The organism is Coprococcus sp. AF16-22, from assembly GCF_003461545.1.
In the GTDB taxonomy this organism is placed as follows: domain Bacteria; phylum Bacillota; class Clostridia; order Lachnospirales; family Lachnospiraceae; genus Coprococcus; species Coprococcus aceti.
Map to the genome: position 1 here is coordinate 25192 of NZ_QTXH01000002.1, position 19381 is coordinate 44572.

A 19381-nucleotide genomic window follows, 5' to 3' on the forward strand; every position below is an offset into this window, starting at 1 on the left:
CTCCTTCCAGTACCTTATATCCTGCAATCTATTTTCCCATACAGAATTCCTTAAATATCTTATCAGCCAGATCATCTCTGGCAGTTTCACCTATTATCAAACCGAGATGTTCATACGCATCCATGAGATCAATGGAGAAAAAGTCTTCCTCCATTCCCATATCTATGCTTTCTTTAACCTTTAACAGTGCATTTTTGGTGCACACAAATTCATTTTTGTGTCGGGTATTAGTGATATAAAGCTGATCATTATATGTCAGTGTACCCTCAAAAAACATCCTGTTCAGAAGCTCATACAATTCTTCACTGCCATCACCGGTCAGTGCTGACAACTGAATTATATCTGCATCTATATATTTCTTAATATCCGATTCGTCTATCTTCTTTTCCAGATCAGATTTGTTGAGTATCACAACAACATTCTTATCCTGTATTCTGGACATGATCCTGTGATCGTTCTCATCCAGGTCAATTGAACTGTCTACCACATAGAGCACAAGATCAGCTTTATCCACAGACTCTAATGCCTTATCCACACCTATCTTCTCAACTACATCATCTGTATCTCTTATTCCCGCAGTGTCAACTATGTTCAGAGTTATACCTCTTACATTTATCACTTCACTGAGCGTATCCCTGGTTGTGCCGGCCATATCTGTTACAATCGCCCTTTCTTCGCCCACAAACATATTCATCAGCGAAGACTTACCCGCATTCGGTTTACCAACAATAACCGTATTTATTCCTTCAGACAACACTTTTCCATTGTCAAATGTTGTCAAAAGGTTATCCACACTATCTACAAGGTTATCCACAATTATTTCTAACTTTTGTGGAAAACCATCCAGACTGTAGTGTTCAGGATCATCCAAAGCAGATTCAATAAACGCCACATTGTACAGAATCTGTTCTCTCATATCAATGATCTTATCCCTAAGTCTTCCCTGAAGCTGCTCCACAGACGTTCTGGCTGCAAAGTCATTCTTTGCATTTATTATATCCATGACGGATTCTGCCTGTGACAGATCTATCCTTCCACCGAGGAATGCTCTCTTTGTAAATTCTCCAGGTTCGGCTGCCCTTGCACCACATTTTATTACCAGATCAAGTATCTTTCGGAGAACTACTGTACCTCCGTGACACTGAAGTTCACACACATCCTCACATGTGTACGTATGGGGAGCCTTCATGACCAGAAGTATAGCCTCATCTATCATTCTGTCATCCTCATACACACCACCAAATGCAGCAGTGTAAGATTTCATATTTACCGCTTTTTTGTTTTTATTTGCAGCGCGGAACAACATGTCTGTTATCTCACATGCCCTGTCTCCGCTGATCCTTATTATTCCAACTCCGGCATTACTCATACCGGTGGTTATAGCTGCAATGGTATCTTCCTTGAACATATCTGTCTTACACTTTTCCTTTCACCGTGATTAAACAACCTATCTATGTAGTGTACAACATTACCAATTCATTTTCCACATAAAAAGACTAAACTGCAACAAAAAAGAGACCATTTTCTCAAATGATCTCTTTCCTGTCACCATAAAATATTGCGATGATCTTTACACGCATCAGCGTGACTATTATTTCTTCTTGAGATATACAATAACCTTACGATATGGCTCCTCGCCCTCGCTTCTGGTTGCTACATACTTGTCGTTCTGAAGAGTAGCATGGATTATTCTTCTCTCATAAGGATTCATTGGCTCAAGAGCAAATGATCTCTTTGATCTCTTAACCTTGAATGCTATATTCTTGGCAAGATTCTCAAGTGTCTCTTTTCTTCTTGCTCTGTAGTTCTCTGTATCGAGCTTAACTCTGATACGTGACTCGCTCTTCTTATTGATAGCAAGTGTTATAATATACTGAAGAGCATCTAGAGTCTGTCCACGCTTTCCAATCAAAATTCCCATCTCTGGTCCCTCAAGATTGATAGACAGAACATTCTCTTCCTCATCAAAATCCATCTGGATCTCTGTCTGGATATCCATAGCCTTGAACAGGCTGTCAAGGTACTCCTTAACATCGTCCAGGAATGTCTTCTTTTTTCTTGCCTTTATGATACAAGGCTTTGAACCTATACCAAGAAATCCCTTTGTCTCTTCGCTGATAACTTCATACTCAAGATCTGTACTAGGGACTCCAAGTTCAACACTGGCCTGCATAAGGGCTTCATCTTTGGTCTTACCTTTGAATTCTAAGAATTCCATTATTTATTTCCTCCCTTATCGTTGCTATTGTTCTGGTACTTAAGCATTATATTCGCCTTAGCTCCTATACTGCCTGGTTTATAGTTTACATTTTCTCTGCGGGTTACATCATCACTGTCAACATTCACTGAATGTGCAGGATTAACATAACTCTTAAGTCTTGAAGAAGCCATCTTATTTATATTCTCTGACTGACTGTTCTCTGTTGGAACGTTACCATTCTGAGCATCCATCATTCTCTCATAGAAAGATTTCTTATCAGGGTTCTTCTTCTTTGCCTGCTTCTTGGCAGCCTTCTCGGCACACTTTGCAAGCAGCTCATCCTTGTCCTGATGATTATAATAAGCATCAACTATAAGCTGAGATATTATCATAATAACAGAACCAACTATCCAGTAAAGACCGATAGCTATAGGAAGAGTTATACAGAATATAAGTGACATGATAGGCATGTAGTACATCATACCCTTCATCATGTTGTTGGCTGTCTGCTGATTGCTATCCATGTTGCTATTCTGTGATGACTTCATGGATATCTTTGTCTGTAAGAACTGCATGAGAGCAGAAACGATAGGAACCACCAAAGCTATTGAAAGCTTCCATCCCGGTGCATCTGCAATATTCAGTCCAAACAGGAACTGGTTCATATTGTGGAACTGATCAACATAGCTTGTGAGAGTAGCATTACCTGTAAGATCAAGATTAGCTATCAGCTTATCCCAATCACTCTTAGAAAACTTATCAAGCACATCAATGATCTGATTCTTTGTAGGGTCATCACCCATCTGTTTCAATGCCATTGTAACTGTGCTTACCTTCGATTCACCTGCTACATCACTTATAGCCTTGACATAATCTGTCTTGGTACTCAGTATCTCTACAATCTTTCCGTAGGTCTTTGTCATTGATGGAACATACGCAGGTATATTCTGGATAACTCTGTACAGACCGTAAAATATAGGTAACTGTATAAGTGAAGTCAGACATCCTGATGCCATGCTGACACCATATTTCTTCTGGATCTTCTGAGTTTCCTGCTGCTGCTTCATCATTGATTCCTGATCAGTCTTGCCTTTATATTTCTTTGTTGCCTTGGCAATCTCAGGCTGGATGAAACTCATGATCTTACTTGATCTCTGCTGCTTGAAATATAATGGGAACAGCGCTCCTCTCAGTACAAATGTGAACAAAATAACGCACACACTGAGATTGACGTATGTGAATCCCATATGGCTTCCAATAAATCCAACGAACATGTAAATCCAATTGAATATCTTACCGAGCAGCCAACAAACTGGTCCGAGTATCATACCATCTTCTCTTGTTAGAAACATAATTTTCTCCTTTATGGAACTGGATCATATCCTCCTTTTGAAAAAGGATTGCATCTAAGTATCCTCCATACTGCAAGGAGACCACCTTTTAAAACTCCATACTTTTCGATAGCCTCAATTGCATACTGCGAACAAGTAGGAAAATACTTGCAGGTAGCATGTCCCTTAAGCGGTGACAAATACTTCCTATAAAATTTGATTAAACCAATAAATATTTTTTTCATTTCTTTACCCTATGTGGCTTATCTTCTTTAACCCACACAAATGCATCAAAGCACTCTCAATGTCCTGACATTTCTTGTCCTTTGATGACGGTCTGGCTACTATCACTATGTCATAGCCAACATCAATATTTGCTCTGTTTAATCGGTAAGCTTCTCTAATCAATCTGGTTACCCTGTGTCTTACCACACTGTTACCAACTTTCTTACTAACAGAGATTCCGAGTCTGTTGTAATCCAAGCCGTTGCTTCTCAGATACATAACTAAATATTTATTGGCTACCGAATTCTTTGTGCTGTACACACTGCCAAACTCTCTGCTGTTTTTTAATGTAATCATCTTACTCATTGTGTAACCACCGAAACTTTGATTATTAGAAAAACTGTTGCTGTGACCCTATAAAAAAAGGTCACAACCATGTGACCTTACGCTGATAATTTCTTTCTTCCCTTAGCTCTTCTAGCGGCCAGTACCTTTCTGCCATTAGCAGTACTCATTCTCTTTCTAAAGCCATGAACCTTAGATCTCTGTCTCTTCTTAGGCTGGAATGTCATCTTCATTACAAAACACCTCCTTCTTTACAAATTTACTTGCCTATTATAAATAAATAGGTAATGTGAGTCAAGCCTTTTTTGCCGTTTTTCCTATATTTTATAAGGATTTCAGCCACTATTTGATAAAGGTGACGAATCGTTCTGGATTAATTAGGTGGATACATTAATATTAATCACAAAATGTTGTGGTTTCATAGATTAATCACATTTTTGTAAGCATTTAATTTTTGTTACCAGTCGCTTTACATAATGTTATCCACAATTTGTTGGTAACTTGTTGATAACTTTTTACTTTTGTGGGTTTAATTCTAAAAAACCCAGTATTTATCGCTGTTTGTGATGTTCACAAATATAAAACAGTCATTTTTTTATATTTACATAAGTTTGAAAATAATAATTATTATGAAACTTATGTAACAAAGTTATCAACATTCCATGTGGATTATACACAAATAAGATTTTTTATTAACTTTTTTATTTTTTTGCCCCTTATTCTCGTTTATTTTGATTTTACCCCCAAATACGTGTACCTAACCGTATAAGCATGTAAAATCAAAATAAAGGCAATTTATCTTGTTTTTAACCTTAATATGCTTGAAATAGGGGTGCATTTATTATAAAATGTAATAGTGTTATTAATAATAGGAAGAATTATTTTTTTGAGGAAGGTTTTTTACGATGAAGGACTTAATATTAGCCAAGTGGAATGACATTTTGAATATACTTGAAAATGAACATGGAATTTCCCATATCATGATCCATACATGGATCGAACCTCTCAAGATATATTCAGTTGAGGATAACAAGGTCTATTTCACTCTGGACGAGGATTACGGACAGAGAGGCGTAGAATTTCTCAAGAGAAAATTATTTGATATATATCTTGAAACAGTTCTCAGAGAGCTCTTTCAGGACGATTCAATTCAGGTTATATTCACACTCGAGAGTCAGATGAGAAAGGATGAAAAGTCCCCTACATATTCAGAGGACTACAACGATGCCATTGCCAAGAGCAATCTCAGACCTGACTACACATTTGAGAACTTTATTGTTGGTGAGAGTAACAAGCACGCTCACGCAACATGTCTGGCAGTTGCCGATTCACCTGGACAGGACAAGTTCAATCCACTTTTCCTGTATGGAGGATCAGGACTGGGCAAGACTCATCTTATGCAGTCCATAGCCCACTATATACTCCAGCACAATAGTAATATGAAGGTTCTCTATGTGCCATCGAACAAATTCACAAATGAGATCATAGAAGCAATCTCCAAGAATAAAACTGAAGAATTCAGGAACAAATACAGAACAGTGGATGTTCTTCTGATCGATGATATCCAGTACCTGATTGGTAAGGCAAGTACGCAGCAGGAATTCTTTGACACCTTCAACGCTCTTCATGACGAAGGTAAGCAGATAATCCTGTCGTCGGATAAGCCACCAAAGGAGATCAAGACTCTGGATGAGAGATTCAGATCAAGATTTGAGTGGGGTGTTCCTATCGACATCCACGCTCCTGATTACGAGACACGTATGGCTATCCTCAAGAACAAGGCTGAGATAAAGGGACTTACCGATATCATCAGCGAGGAGATATTTGAGTATATCGCCAACAATATAACCTACAACGTACGTGAGCTTGAGGGTGCGCTCAACAAGCTCAGCGTATATTCAGAGCTCGGAGATATCAAGATCACTGAGGAACTTGCCAAGAACGTCCTCAAGGATTTCATATCCAAGGATTCCAAGGTGACCATAACACCTGAGCTCATTATCAACACGGTTTCAGAGCATACGAATATATCAGTCAGTGACATCGTATCCACGAAGAGAAGCCAGGATATAGCCACTGCCCGTCAGATATCCATGTACCTGTGCAGAAAGTACACGGACAAGGGTCTGAAGAGTATAGGAGATGCATTTGGAGGAAAGGATCACTCCACCGTGCACAGCAATATACAGAAGGTTGAAGATAAGATTGAGAAGGATCCTGAATTTGCCGAGATGGTTGACGTCATAATAAAGAAGCTTAATCCACAAAAATAGCAAGTTATCCACATTTTTATCTTATAAACTCACTAATTTGTTTATAACCTTACAAACATAACGTGATTGTATATTGTTATTTGATGTTTGTTACATGTTGTTATGTGTTTGAGAATTGTTCTTACGTCAAATGAACCTGATTTTGACATGTTGGTAAATGGTCAGTTTATGAACAGGTTAAAATTGATTAGTAACATGGACACATAATTCTCAAAGCCTTGATTTGTAAGGGCTTGATACACTTTCAACATTATCAAAATCACTACTACTGATACTACTAATTATCTTAATATATTTATAGTTAAGCGCTCGCGCTGTTTGTTGTTATTTGAAGTTATACACACATATCATATTTTGATGATCATTATATTTGGACATGAAAGGAGATCACACTTAAAATGAAAATTTCCATAAGAAAATCTAACTTACTTCAGGGTATAAATATCGTATCAAAGGCTGTCTCAAACAAGACGACCCATCCGATACTGTCTTGTATCCTGGTTGAAGCTGCAGGCGGTGTTATCAAGCTCACAGCTAATGACATGGAGATAGGAATAGAAAGTTATGTTGACGGTACTGTTATAGAGGATGGAAAGGTTGCACTCGAGGCAAAGCTTTTCTCAGATTTCATAAGAAAGCTTCCTGACAGCGACATAACTATAGAGAGTGATAAGGACAGCAAGACACTTATCAAGTGTGAGAGACTTGAGTTCAACATACCTGGAAAGTCAGGAGAGGATTTCTCCAATCTTCCTGTTGTATCAAAGGATAAGTTCATAACCATATCCCAGTTTGCGCTGAGAGAGGTTATCAATCAGACAATATTCTCTATATCAGATAATGAGAACAATAAGCTTATGACCGGTGAGTTATTTGAGGTATCAAACAATAAGCTCAGCGTGGTTTCTCTGGATGGACACAGAATATCCATCAGATATATAGAGCTCAAGGGAGATAATTCAGACATTAAGGTTGTAGTTCCAGGAAAATCCCTCAGCGACATAAGCAAGATCATGAACGGTGGAGTTGATGATCCTGTAAATATTTATTTCACTGACAACAATATATTATTTGAGTTTGATAATACAAAGGTTGTTTCAAGACTGATAGAGGGCGAGTATTTCAGAATAAGCCATATGCTCTCAGTTGATTATCAGATCAAGATGAAGATAAACAAGAGAGAGTTCCTTGACAGTTTGGACAGAGCAACTCTTCTTATAAAGGATTCAGACAAGAAGCCTATCAGACTCAGCATTGATGACAGAACTCTCGGTCTCAAGATCAGTTCTCTCATCGGTTCTCTGAATGAGGAGATAGATATCGAGAAGGAAGGTAACAATCTTGTCATTGGATTTAATCCAAAGCTTATAATAGATGCACTCAGAGTAATTGACGATGAGAATGTAACTATTTATTTCAACAATACAAAATCTCCATGTGTTATCAAGGATGATGCAGAGACATATATCTACCTTATCCTTCCTATGGGAATCAACGAAGAGTAAGAAGGGGTGAGAATATGGAGATAATCAAGTTAAGAGATGAGTTCATAAAGCTTGGACAGGCGCTTAAGGCTGCCGGTCTGGTGGAGTCAGGAGTTGACGCAAAGGAGGTCATAGTTCAGGGACTGGTTGTGGTTAACGGTGAGATAGAGACCAGACGTGGAAGAAAGCTTTATGATGGTGATGAAGTAGAATTTGATGGTGATAAGATAAGTATTCAGAAATAATTGTGGTCGCCATCTTGCAGATGGTGAAGGTTATGTATATAGAGTCGATAGAGCTGAGTAATTACAGAAATTACAGTAATGTGAAAGTAGAATTTGGAAAAAATACGAATATCCTGTACGGCGATAACGCCCAGGGCAAGACAAATATACTTGAATCCATATACATGGCAGCGACTACGAAGTCACACAGAAAAAATACGCAGGATAAAGATATCATAAAGATAGGTGAAGATGAGAGCCATATAAGATTATTTGTCAACAAGAAAGACATATCGCACAAGATAGATATGCATCTTCGAAAGAGCAAAAATAAGGGAGTGGCGATCGATGGCATACCCATAAGGAGGGCCACGGAATTATATGGTCTTCTCAATGTCATATTCTTTTCACCTGAAGATCTGACTATCATTAAAAATGGACCAGCCGAGAGGAGAAGGTTCATGGATCTTGAATTGTGTCAGATAAGCAGATTGTATTATCAGAATCTGGCATCATATAACAGGATACTCAATCAGCGAAATAATCTGTTAAAGCAGATTTATCATAACAGAAGTCTCATGGATACACTGGATGTGTGGAATATGCAGCTTGTGGACTATGGGTCGAGGATAATAAAAGAGAGAAGAAATTTTATCGACATGATGAATGAGATAATTGGGGAGATCCACAGTCATCTCACATCGGGCAAGGAAAAGCTGGAGATAGTGTATGAGTGCAATGTCGATGAAGATAAATTCGATGAGACACTTCAGGAAAAGACTGAGATGGATGTCAGATATTCAAGTACACAGTCTGGTCCACACAGAGATGATATAAGTTTTCTCATAAATGGAATAGACGCCAGAAAATATGGTTCACAGGGACAGCAGAGAACAGTTGCCCTGTCACTCAAGATGGCGGAGATAAAACTTGTAAAAAGGATAATCAATGATAATCCGATATTGCTTCTGGACGATGTCATGAGCGAGCTGGACACCAGCAGACGTGATGCATTGATAGAAGAGATAAAAGATATACAGACTATCATAACCTGTACGGGATATGATGATTTTGTTAAAGAGCAGGTAATAATCAACAATGTTTATAGCGTGGTAGAGGGAACGGCCACCAGAGTAAGAACGGAGGAAGCATGACAATGGAAAATGATAATTATGGAGCTGAACAGATACAGGTTCTGGAGGGACTGGAAGCAGTCAGAAAGAGACCTGGTATGTACATAGGAAGTACATCCTCCACTGGACTTCACCATCTTGTATACGAGATAGTTGATAATTCTGTAGATGAGGCTCTGGCAGGATATTGTACCCACATTCAGGTGTATATAAATGAGGATAACTCCATCACCGTAGTGGATGATGGACGAGGAATTCCTGTTGGAATACATAAAAAGCAGGGAATACCTGCTGTTGAGGTGGTATTTACCATACTTCATGCCGGCGGAAAGTTCGGCGGTGGAGGATATAAGGTATCCGGAGGACTTCACGGTGTTGGTGCATCAGTTGTAAATGCACTTTCAACATGGCTTGAAGTCGAGATTACCAGAGATGGCAAGGTGTACAAGCAGAGATATGAGAAGGGCAAGGTTATGTACAAGCTTCAGGTTATAGGTGAAGCACCTGAGGGAGTATCAGGAACAAAGGTTACATTCCTGCCGGATCATACAATATTTGAAGATAACATATACGATTACGATATACTGAGAAACAGACTTCGTGAGATGGCATTCCTTACAAAGGGCCTGAAGATAAGTCTTACAGACAAGAGACTTATTCCTGAGAAGGTAAGATCATTCCACTATGAGGGTGGTATAAAGGAGTTTGTAACATATCTGAACAGACACAGAGATCCTCTGTACAATGAGGTAATCTACTGTGAGGGAGTCAGAGATGGAATAAGTGTTGAGGTGGCACTTCAGCACAATGATTCATACAATGAATCCACATACAGCTTTGTAAATAACATCAACACACCTGAGGGTGGAACACATCTGACAGGATTTAAGTCAGCCATAACAAAGGTGTTCAATGATTATGCAAGAAAGAATAATATTATCAAGGATAAGGATGACAATCTCTCGGGTGATGATCTGAGAGAGGGACTTGCAGCCATCGTATCTATCAAGATAAGTGATCCTCAGTTCGAGGGTCAGACAAAGCAGAAGCTTGGTAATTCAGAGGCAAGACCTGCAGTTGAGAGTGTTGTAACTGAGCAGCTTACATATTATCTTGAGCAGAATCCGCAGATTGCTAAGATAATTGTGAATAAAGCGGCTGTTGCACAGAGAGCCAGAATAGCTGCAAGAAAGGCAAGGGATGTTGCAAGAAAGGCAAATCTTTCAGACAACATGGCACTTCCTGGAAAGCTTGCGGATTGTTCAGACAAGGATCCAAAGAACTGTGAGATATACATAGTCGAGGGAGATTCCGCCGGTGGTTCAGCTAAGACAGCGAGATCAAGAGCAACACAGGCCATACTTCCACTCAGAGGTAAGATCCTTAATGTTGAGAAGGCAAGAATAGACAGAATCCTTGGAAATGAAGAGATCAAAGCCATGATCACCGCATTTGGAACAGGTATCCATGAGAACTTCAATATAGAGAAGCTCAGATATAACAAGATCATCATCATGACCGATGCCGATGTGGATGGAGCTCATATAGCAACTCTTCTCCTCACATTCTTCTACAGATTCATGCCTGATCTTATCAGGAAGGGACATGTATATCTGGCACAGCCACCACTTTACAAGCTGGAGAAGAACAAGAAGGTATGGTATGCGTACAGTGATGATGAGCTGAACAGTATACTTGATGAAGTCGGAAGAGATCAGAACAACAAGATACAGCGATACAAGGGACTTGGAGAGATGGATGCAGAGCAGCTCTGGGAGACAACCATGGACCCTGAGAGAAGAATACTTCTCAGAGTGGCAATCGATGACGATGATGAGTCAGAGATCGATATGACATTCAACGTTCTCATGGGAGATAAGGTTGAGCCACGTCGTGAGTTTATAGAGACAAATGCCAAGTATGTAAAGAATCTCGATATATAGTATATTGATTAAATAAAAGTGATAAATACAACGAATATCGAGAGAAAGGAAATCAAAAAATGGATGACGATAAGATTTTTGATAAAATAGATGAAGTTGGTCTGAAAAAGACAATGGAACGTTCATATATAGATTATGCCATGAGCGTTATTGCTGCCAGAGCTCTTCCTGATGTAAGAGATGGTCTTAAACCTGTTCAGAGAAGAATACTTCACTCTATGATAGAACTTAACAATGGACCGGACAAGCCACATCGTAAATGTGCGCGTATCGTCGGTGATACAATGGGTAAATATCATCCACATGGAGACATTTCAATATACGAGGCACTTGTAAAGCTGGCTCAGGAGTGGAATACCAGATATCCTCTTGTGGATGGACATGGGAACTTTGGATCAGTCGACGGTGATCATGCCGCTGCCATGCGATATACAGAGGCAAGACTTTCCAAGATATCCATGGAGATGATGGCAGATATCAATAAGGATACAGTTGATTTCACACCTAACTTTGATGGTACAGAGAAAGAACCTGTGGTACTACCATCACGTTATCCTAACCTATTGGTGAATGGTACATCAGGTATCGCAGTAGGTATGGCTACCAATATTCCACCACATAATTTAAAGGAAACTATCAATGCAGCCATAAAGATCATCGATAACAGAGTGGAAGAAGGACGTGAGACAGAGATAGATGAGATCATGGACATAGTAAAGGGTCCGGATTTCCCTACAGGCGCACAGATACTGGGCAGACAGGGAATAAACGATGCATATAGAACAGGTCGAGGCAAGATAAAAGTACGTGCAATCACAGAAATCGAAACAATGAACAACGGAAAGCACCGCATTGTTGTAACCGAACTACCATATATGGTAAATAAATCACTTCTTATAAAGAATATGGTCGATCTTGTCAAGAACAAGAGAATCGATGGAATCACAGATATAAGAGATGAGTCTTCAAGAGAGGGAATGAGAGTTGTCATTGAGCTTAGAAAGGATGTCAATGCCAACGTAATACTCAACCAGCTCTTCAAGCACACACAGCTCCAGGATACATTTGGATGTATCATGCTGGCTCTGGTGGATGGAGTACCTAAGATACTCAACATCAAGGACATGCTCACATACTACCTGAAGCATCAGGAGGATGTTGTCACAAGAAGAACAAAGTATGATCTGAACAAGGCTGAGGAGAGAGCCCACATATTACAGGGTTATCTCATAGCACTGGACAACATAGATGAGGTCATCACGATCATCAGAAATTCAAAGAATGTTGGAGAGGCTAAGGCAAAGCTGATCGAAAGATTTGGACTTTCCGAGGCACAGGCCGGAGCAATCGTTGATATGAGACTCCGTGCTCTGACAGGTCTGGAAAGAGAGAAGATCGAGAACGAGTACAATGAGCTTATTGCGAAGATAGCTGAGTACAAGGAGATACTTGCAGATGAGAATAAGCTTCTCGGAGTTATCAAGACTGAGCTTGCAGCGATAGCTGACAAGTACGGTGATGAGAGAAGAACATCCATAACTGCATATTCAGATGATATAACAGATGAGGAGCTTATCAAGAGAGAAGAGATAGTTATCTCCATGACAAAGCTCGGATATATCAAGAGAATGCCAAAGGATACCTTCAAGGTACAGAACAGAGGCGGCAAGGGTATCAAGGGAATGAACACCATCGACAACGATATAATCGATGAGATATTCCTTACTAATACCCACAACTTCATAATGTTCTTCACCAATATGGGAAGAGTATACAGAATGAAGGGATACGAGATACCTGAGTCGGGACGTAATGCAAGGGGTGTTGCGATAGTCAACCTTCTTCAGCTTCTTCCTGGTGAGAAGGTAACAGCCATAATTCCTATAGCCGGATTTGACAAGAAGTATCTTATGATGGCTACAAAGAATGGTATTGTAAAGAAGACCAAGATAGAGGCATTTGAGAATATAAGAAAGACCGGTCTGGCAGCCATAACACTGAATGAGGGAGATGAACTCATAGAGGTTAAGGCAACGAGCGGTGAGAATGATGTATTTCTTGTAACTGCCAAGGGTATGTGTATCAGATTCAATGAGGAATGTGTCCGTGATACAGGACGTACATCCATGGGTGTACGTGGAATAAGATGCGACAAGGGCGATGAAGTTATAGCAATGCAGCTTGATGTTCAGGGCGACGAGATGCTCTTCGTAACCACAAAGGGTATGGGTAAGAGAACTGAACTGTCAGAATTTGTCCCTCAGATGAGAGGCGGTAAGGGTGTCAAATGTTACAGGATAACCGAGAAGACCGGTGACATCGTCAGCGCAAAGGCCGTGACAAATGACCATGACATTATGATGATGACCAATGAGGGAATCATGATCAGAATGCATTGTTCAGATATAACTGTAATAGGAAGAATAACCTCAGGTGTCAAGCTTATGAATATCGGCAAGGATGGCAACACATTTGTGGCATCTGTTGCAAAGCTTGCAAGAAGTGATGAAGATGAAGAGGCAGAGGACTCAGAGAATCCAGAATCAGCAGAAAATGAAGTATCAGAGAATGTAGAGAACGATACGGAGAATGATGCCGAGAGTAATTCAGAGGAGTAATTATAATTACAAATAAAGATAGATGTACTGTGTTGTAATATGCAAGACAGTACATCTTTTTTTATGTCCATGGATGTTTACAGATTGTGTGCAAATAGCCGTTATGATATACTTATCTTGGATTACACATTGGGAGAAAATAATCCTGAACGCAGGATTTTGAAGGTTATTATAAAGAGATTGGAATTATGGGAAAATACAACAAAATTATTGGGGGTAAAAGGCATGACGGCGAATGTGATACAGGTGGTGGCATCGGCAGCTACAACGGCTGCATCTACAGTTACAGAGGCAACAACGGAAGGAAAACTGGACAAGATATTCCAGAGTTCCGAGAAGGCGTCTGAACTTTCTTACAGTATAATGAACATCATATATATATTGGCGGCGATGATCATAGTTGTTGCGATATTTACAGTGGTGTTATACATATACAAATTCATCATGAACAGGAGAGATCCAAACTACAAAAAGAACGATGATACGTTCCTGGATGATTAAAACAAATTTATAAAATGGCGGTGAAGAGATGAGAGTTATTGCAGCAGAAGAGATTACCAGAAATGTAAGGGAGATGTGCATCGAAGCAAATGTAAATCTGTCTGAGGATATGGAGAAGGCGGTCAGGGATTCAGTAGAATCTGAGGACAGTCCACTCGGAAAGCAGATACTTGGACAGTTGTGTGAGAATCTGGATATAGCAAAGGAGAATGATATTCCTATCTGTCAGGATACGGGAATGGCTGTTTTCTTTGTGAATGTTGGACAGGATGTACATATAGAAGGAATGAACATAACTGATGCCATAAACGAAGGTGTGAGACAGGGATACACTGACGGATACCTGAGAAAATCAGTGGTAAAGGATCCTCTTATCAGAGAAAATACAAAGGATAATACCCCGGCGATTATACATTATGATATAGTTCCGGGAGATAAAATAGAGATAACTATAGCTCCAAAGGGATTTGGAAGCGAGAATATGAGCAAGGTGTACATGCTCAAGCCGGCAGATGGAGAAGAGGGCGTGAAGGCTGCTGTTCTTCAGGCTGTAAAGGATGCCGGACCAAATGCATGTCCTCCCGTATTCGTAGGTGTGGGTCTTGGAGGAGACTTTGAGCTTGCTGCGAAGCTTGCAAAGAGGGCTCTTACAAGAAAGGTAGGAGTTCACTCAGACAGAGAGCATATAGCAAGGATAGAGAGTGAGCTTCTGGAGATGATCAACAACACTGGAATAGGACCTGGCGGTCTTGGAGGAAAGACCACGGCACTGGCTGTGAACATAGAGACATATGCCACTCACATAGCCGGAATGCCATTGGCAGTTAATATGTGCTGTCATGTGAACAGACACGTTACGAGAGTATTATAGGAGGAGGTTAGGTTCATCATGGATAGACATATAAAGGCACCATTTGACAGAGAAGAGGTAAAGACCCTCAAGGCAGGGGATTATGTATATATAGATGGAATAGTGTACAGTGCCAGGGATGCCGCACACAAGAGAATGTATGATGCCATCATGGAATCAGGATGCGTGGACGCCAGTGGAACTGAGTTATACGAGAAGGGCATAGTTCCTATAGACCTTAACGGCAATGTGATATATTATCTCGGACCGACACCGGCAAAACCTGGACAGGTCATAGGCTCGGCGGGACCGACAACCAGCAGCAGAATGGACAAATACACTCCACTCATTCTCAGCAAGGGTCTGTGTGGAATGATAGGAAAGGGAAAGAGAAGCCAGGAGGTTATACAGGCAATAATAGACAACAAGGCTGTGTATCTGGCAGCCGTTGGCGGTGCAGGAGCGCTTCTCTCCAAATGTATCAAGAAATCCGAGGTGATCGCGTACGATGATCTCGGAACAGAGGCTATAAGGAAGATGACAGTGGAGAATTTCCCAGCTATTGTGGTTATAGATTCAGAGGGACACAACCTGTATGAAACAGCGGTAAAGGATTATCTTGAGCAGAATAAATAATACAGGAATAAAATAAAAAGTATACAGAATCTCAACAATGAATTAGCAAAAATGCACAAAATAATTGTTGAATATTACAGTCACAATAATGTTGACTAAAATATATTAAACTTGTAAAATTTTAATATGAGTTAGTCTCATATTAAATTAATTGTTGTATTAACAAGGGAAAGAAGAAAAAGGAGAGATTTAATGAGAAGAGAAAAAGTTTTCAACAGATCGTTATTGATCCTTGCAATCATGTCAATCATGCTCTTTGCAATGACAATAACAGCATCGGCAGCATCAGGAAGAGCAGTAACAAATCTTCAGCAGACAGATGATACCAAGACAAGTGTCACAGTTCAGTGGAGCGGTAATTATGGAGAGGAATACTTAGTGTATTTATCCCAGGATAGATCTTCAGGATATCAGGCATTAAGTTCTTATACTTCAACATCAAATAAGAAGTATATTTACAATCTTCAGGCCGGCAGAGCATACTATGTAATAGTTCAGACATATGTCAACAAGCAGCTTGTTGGACAGTCAGATCCTCTTCAGGTCATAACAACTCCTGAGAGCGTAGATTACAAGTCAATAAAGCAGACTTCAGGCACAAAGAATAAGATCGGTTTACAGTGGAACAGAGTTTCAGGTGTAACAGGATATGTAGTTGCCAAGATCAGCGGTTCAAAGGTTGAGGCTCAGTATAATGTTACTACAAACAAGGCAACTGTACCTGCAAAGGCCGGAACACATTATAGTGGATATTATGTATATTCATATAAGAGATCAGAGTCAAACTACATAGCACTTGGTTATGGACAGTCAACAGGTACACTCTACTCAGCACCTGTTAACCCACAGTATGTTGCCGATGCAAAGGCAGGAACTCTTATATGGAGTCCAGCTAAGAGTGGAAATGTAATAACAATCGGATGGAAGGCAAATCCAAACTATGACTATCCTACAGGATATCAGGTTCAGATCTACTCTCTCAACGGAAAGACCAGATTATACACAACAAAGGCTACAACAAAGACCAGAGTTAAGATCAACAACGCAAAGGTTCGTAAGGCAATCAACAACAAGGGATTCAAGGTAAGAATCCGTGCATACAAAGAGGCAAATGGTGGTGCTAAGTGCTGGAGCGATTGGTCAGCATTCAAGACAATCATACCTCAGGCATGTGTAAAGAAGAGTAATGTAACTTCTGTAAGCAGCACTGCTGCAAAGGTTAAATGGAAGAAAGTAGCAAATACAAAGTATTATCTTGTATACTATACAAAGAATCCATACGCTTCAAATGCAAAATGGATAAAGAAAAAGGTAAGTGCTAAGAGCAGCTCTTATACAATAAGAGGTCTTAAGGCATATTCTACATTTGGAGTATATGTTATCCCTGTTGTCAAGGTAGGAGGAAAGACCTACAGAGGACAGGCTTGTGAGTATATAAGATGCAGTTACTACTATAGATAAGATAGTAAGAAACATCTACAAAACGATAAGAGGGCGGATACAAAAAAGTATCCGCCTTTTTGTCGTTTTTTGGCTGATTATTTTCTTGTAAAAACTCCTTGACATTCACTGCCAGGTTTGGTATTATAAACAAGCGTCAAAAATTAAATACTCTTTGGTAGGAGATTTTTATTTAGGCATTTTGCAGAAGTACTCAAGTGGCTGAAGAGGCGCCCCTGCTAAGGGTGTAGGCCGTTTGCGCGGCGCGAGGGTTCAAATCCCTCCTTCTGCGTTTCCTTTTTGGGAGATGCTTATGACGTTATTCCTCGATAGCTCAATGGTAGAGCACTCGGCTGTTAACCGAGGGGTTGTAGGTTCGAGCCCTACTCGGGGAGCTTTAATTAAATAATATGGTGCGATAGCCAAGTGGTAAGGCCCCGGTCTGCAACACCGTCATCGCCGGTTCAAATCCGGCTCGCACCTCTCAAGCGGAAGATATATGTAATATATATCTTCCTTTTTTTGTAACCTTGAATATGCTTTTTTTGTCTGTTATACTGTAGAGGTATATTGGCTATTGAAATAGTAGGAGGTGGGGTATGACTCAAATTTTAAAAGATTCAATAAAAATTGAATACAAACTTGATCAGGTTACTCCTATTAGCAAATATGAAATGAATGCCTATAATGTGCCTTTTGCAGGCAACACAAGCATGTGCAGGGAAGTGTTTGTTAAGGGGGAAAGAAAACTCGAATTCTCAATAGATGGGGATATGAGTCTTAGTCAGATAATGCAGAAACCGGTTTTCAGGGATGAACTGGTGGAATACATATTCAGCATAAGCAAGCAGCTTGTGTCAGTCATACAGAATGGACTAGCACTCGAGAAGGTAGTGTGGGATACGAATTATATGTATGTGAGATTTAGTGACTTCTCCATACAGCTTCTGTATCTTCCACTTGAAAGCAAATTTGACAAGAAGGACATTGGGGAGTTCGTGAAGAGCATCTTGTCAGGATTTGTCTATGCACACACACCAGCCATAGAATGTGCTAACCAGATAGTTGATTATTTCAACGATCACAGGGAGTTTGATGCATTTCATTTCAATGAATTTGTGTCAGATCTCAGAGCATCAAGTCAGCTCCTTATAATACAGGGTGAAAAGGGCAAGAGTAAGGTACTCACTTCAAATGAGAATAATAAAGAGCTTGCAATCCACAAAGCCGAGGAGGCAGCCAGAAAGGCTGAAGAGGCAAGAATGCAGGCCGAGAATGAGGTAAAGAGACAGATAGAGGAAGCAAAGTATCAGGCGGAAGTTGCCAGACAGGCAGAGGAGACCCGTATGAAGGCCGAGGCGGCAAGGGTCGAAGCCGAGATATGGAGACAGAAGGTCACTGCTGAGGCAAAGGATTATGAGCAGACAGCGGTACTCACAGCTCAGGATATGTACTCATATCAGGGCAATTCCGATGACAGTGAGAGGCTTAAGGCTGAAGAAATGTTCAGGAATGCCGAGGAGGAGCGAATCAGGGCAGAGAAGGTTTCATCGCAGTATGCAGATGAGATAAGACGTGCCAGAGAGCAGGAGATGCATGCTGAGGAGGCTAGAATGCAGGCAGAATTTGCAGCCCGCAAGAATGCTGAGGAGGCTAAGAGACAGGCAGACCTTGCAAAGATCAAGGCGGAGGAAGCCAAGAGACTCAGTGAGCAGCCGGATGAGGAGCCACCTACAACACTGTTCAGCAACAGAACACTTGTCACAGGCAGCAAGCCGACCCTCACCAGAAAGACTACGGGTGAGAGCGTTCAGATTAATAAACAGGTATTCTGTATTGGTAAGGCTGATCAGGGTGTTGACTATAAGGTAACAGGAAACAAGTCTATAAGTAGAAGACATGCCTATATCACCAGTATCAATGGAACACATTATCTGAGAGATAACAACTCAACAAACCATACATTCCTGAACGGAACTCAGGTGTACAGCAATGTTGATGTGGCTATCCCTGATAACAGTGTGATAAGGCTTTCAAATGAGGAGTTCATATTCAGGATAAATTCTTAAATATGAAGTTCGATAAATGTAATAAATCAGGTTGATCCGTAAGGGATGTGTCAAGTTTTCTATGAAAACTTGACATGTAGCTCCAGCCATTTGCCGAAGGCAAATTTTG

General features: G+C 40.3%; 17 protein-coding genes and 3 tRNA genes. 14 read left to right on the forward strand and 6 right to left on the reverse strand.

The genetic code is table 11. The annotated features are described in order from the left end of the window. Nucleotides 1-28: 28 nt before the first annotated feature. The 6 genes from mnmE to rpmH all read right to left on the reverse strand — a co-directional run bounded on the left by mnmE (nucleotide 29) and on the right by rpmH (nucleotide 4334). Nucleotides 29-1408, reverse strand: coding sequence for a tRNA uridine-5-carboxymethylaminomethyl(34) synthesis GTPase MnmE (gene mnmE / locus DWW60_RS02855; protein ID WP_117874338.1), 1380 nt, complete (start codon nucleotides 1406-1408; stop codon nucleotides 29-31). 183 nt (nucleotides 1409-1591) lie between these two features. Next, nucleotides 1592-2218 (reverse strand): RNA-binding cell elongation regulator Jag/EloR, encoded by a 627-nt coding sequence (jag, locus tag DWW60_RS02860; RefSeq protein WP_022217387.1) that lies wholly within the window; start codon nucleotides 2216-2218, stop codon nucleotides 1592-1594. After that, nucleotides 2218-3552: a YidC/Oxa1 family membrane protein insertase gene (locus DWW60_RS02865; protein WP_117874339.1), complete on the reverse strand. Its 1335-nt coding sequence runs from the start codon at nucleotides 3550-3552 to the stop codon at nucleotides 2218-2220. Before DWW60_RS02865 ends, jag begins: the two co-directional genes overlap by 1 nt. 11 nt (nucleotides 3553-3563) lie before the next feature. After that, a complete protein-coding gene (gene yidD / locus DWW60_RS02870) occupies nucleotides 3564-3776 on the reverse strand; it encodes a membrane protein insertion efficiency factor YidD (RefSeq protein WP_022217385.1) in 213 nt (70 codons plus the stop codon). A gap of 4 nt (nucleotides 3777-3780) precedes the next feature. Further along, on the reverse strand, nucleotides 3781-4122 hold the full coding sequence (gene rnpA, locus DWW60_RS02875) for a ribonuclease P protein component (RefSeq protein ID WP_022217384.1): 342 nt from the start codon (nucleotides 4120-4122) through the stop codon (nucleotides 3781-3783). Nucleotides 4123-4199: 77 nt separating this feature from the next. Next, nucleotides 4200-4334: a 50S ribosomal protein L34 gene (gene rpmH / locus DWW60_RS02880; RefSeq protein WP_004852723.1), complete on the reverse strand. Its 135-nt coding sequence runs from the start codon at nucleotides 4332-4334 to the stop codon at nucleotides 4200-4202. Nucleotides 4335-5006: 672 nt separating this feature from the next. Here rpmH and dnaA point away from each other — a divergent pair. From dnaA to DWW60_RS02950, 14 genes are all read left to right on the forward strand, one after another. After that, nucleotides 5007-6374 carry a chromosomal replication initiator protein DnaA gene (dnaA, locus tag DWW60_RS02885; protein WP_022217383.1) on the forward strand — a complete coding sequence of 456 codons (1368 nt, stop codon included), beginning with the start codon at nucleotides 5007-5009 and terminating at the stop codon, nucleotides 6372-6374. 398 nt (nucleotides 6375-6772) lie between these two features. Then, nucleotides 6773-7879, forward strand: a complete 1107-nt coding sequence (gene dnaN / locus DWW60_RS02890; protein ID WP_022217382.1) for a DNA polymerase III subunit beta — start codon at nucleotides 6773-6775, stop codon at nucleotides 7877-7879. Nucleotides 7880-7893: 14 nt separating this feature from the next. Further along, nucleotides 7894-8103 carry an RNA-binding S4 domain-containing protein gene (locus DWW60_RS02895; protein WP_015534430.1) on the forward strand — a complete coding sequence of 70 codons (210 nt, stop codon included), beginning with the start codon at nucleotides 7894-7896 and terminating at the stop codon, nucleotides 8101-8103. Between the two features lie 32 nt (nucleotides 8104-8135). Beyond that, nucleotides 8136-9236, forward strand: coding sequence for a DNA replication/repair protein RecF (gene recF, locus DWW60_RS02900; RefSeq protein ID WP_117874340.1), 1101 nt, complete (start codon nucleotides 8136-8138; stop codon nucleotides 9234-9236). Between the two features lie 2 nt (nucleotides 9237-9238). Continuing rightward, nucleotides 9239-11158 carry a DNA topoisomerase (ATP-hydrolyzing) subunit B gene (gene gyrB / locus DWW60_RS02905; RefSeq protein WP_117874341.1) on the forward strand — a complete coding sequence of 640 codons (1920 nt, stop codon included), beginning with the start codon at nucleotides 9239-9241 and terminating at the stop codon, nucleotides 11156-11158. A 59-nt stretch (nucleotides 11159-11217) separates the two neighbouring features. Further along, nucleotides 11218-13776, forward strand: a complete 2559-nt coding sequence (gyrA, locus tag DWW60_RS02910; RefSeq protein WP_117874342.1) for a DNA gyrase subunit A — start codon at nucleotides 11218-11220, stop codon at nucleotides 13774-13776. A 225-nt stretch (nucleotides 13777-14001) separates the two neighbouring features. Next, the gene (locus DWW60_RS02915) at nucleotides 14002-14277 is read left to right on the forward strand and encodes a hypothetical protein (protein ID WP_015534433.1); all 276 of its coding nucleotides are present in this window, start codon (nucleotides 14002-14004) and stop codon (nucleotides 14275-14277) included. A 28-nt stretch (nucleotides 14278-14305) separates the two neighbouring features. Beyond that, complete coding sequence (locus DWW60_RS02920) at nucleotides 14306-15148, forward strand: fumarate hydratase (RefSeq protein WP_015534434.1); 843 nt, start codon at nucleotides 14306-14308, stop codon at nucleotides 15146-15148. An 18-nt stretch (nucleotides 15149-15166) separates the two neighbouring features. Then, the gene (locus DWW60_RS02925) at nucleotides 15167-15763 is read left to right on the forward strand and encodes a Fe-S-containing hydro-lyase (protein ID WP_015534435.1); all 597 of its coding nucleotides are present in this window, start codon (nucleotides 15167-15169) and stop codon (nucleotides 15761-15763) included. Nucleotides 15764-15955: 192 nt separating this feature from the next. Continuing rightward, on the forward strand, nucleotides 15956-17224 hold the full coding sequence (locus tag DWW60_RS02930; RefSeq protein ID WP_117874343.1) for a fibronectin type III domain-containing protein: 1269 nt from the start codon (nucleotides 15956-15958) through the stop codon (nucleotides 17222-17224). Between the two features lie 183 nt (nucleotides 17225-17407). Beyond that, nucleotides 17408-17495 (forward strand) — tRNA-Ser (locus DWW60_RS02935). Between the two features lie 31 nt (nucleotides 17496-17526). After that, nucleotides 17527-17598, forward strand: a tRNA-Asn gene (locus tag DWW60_RS02940). A gap of 17 nt (nucleotides 17599-17615) precedes the next feature. Continuing rightward, nucleotides 17616-17686 (forward strand) — tRNA-Cys (locus DWW60_RS02945). A 116-nt stretch (nucleotides 17687-17802) separates the two neighbouring features. Beyond that, a complete protein-coding gene (locus tag DWW60_RS02950) occupies nucleotides 17803-19272 on the forward strand; it encodes an FHA domain-containing protein (RefSeq protein ID WP_243002905.1) in 1470 nt (489 codons plus the stop codon). The last annotated feature ends 109 nt before the right edge of the window (nucleotides 19273-19381 follow it).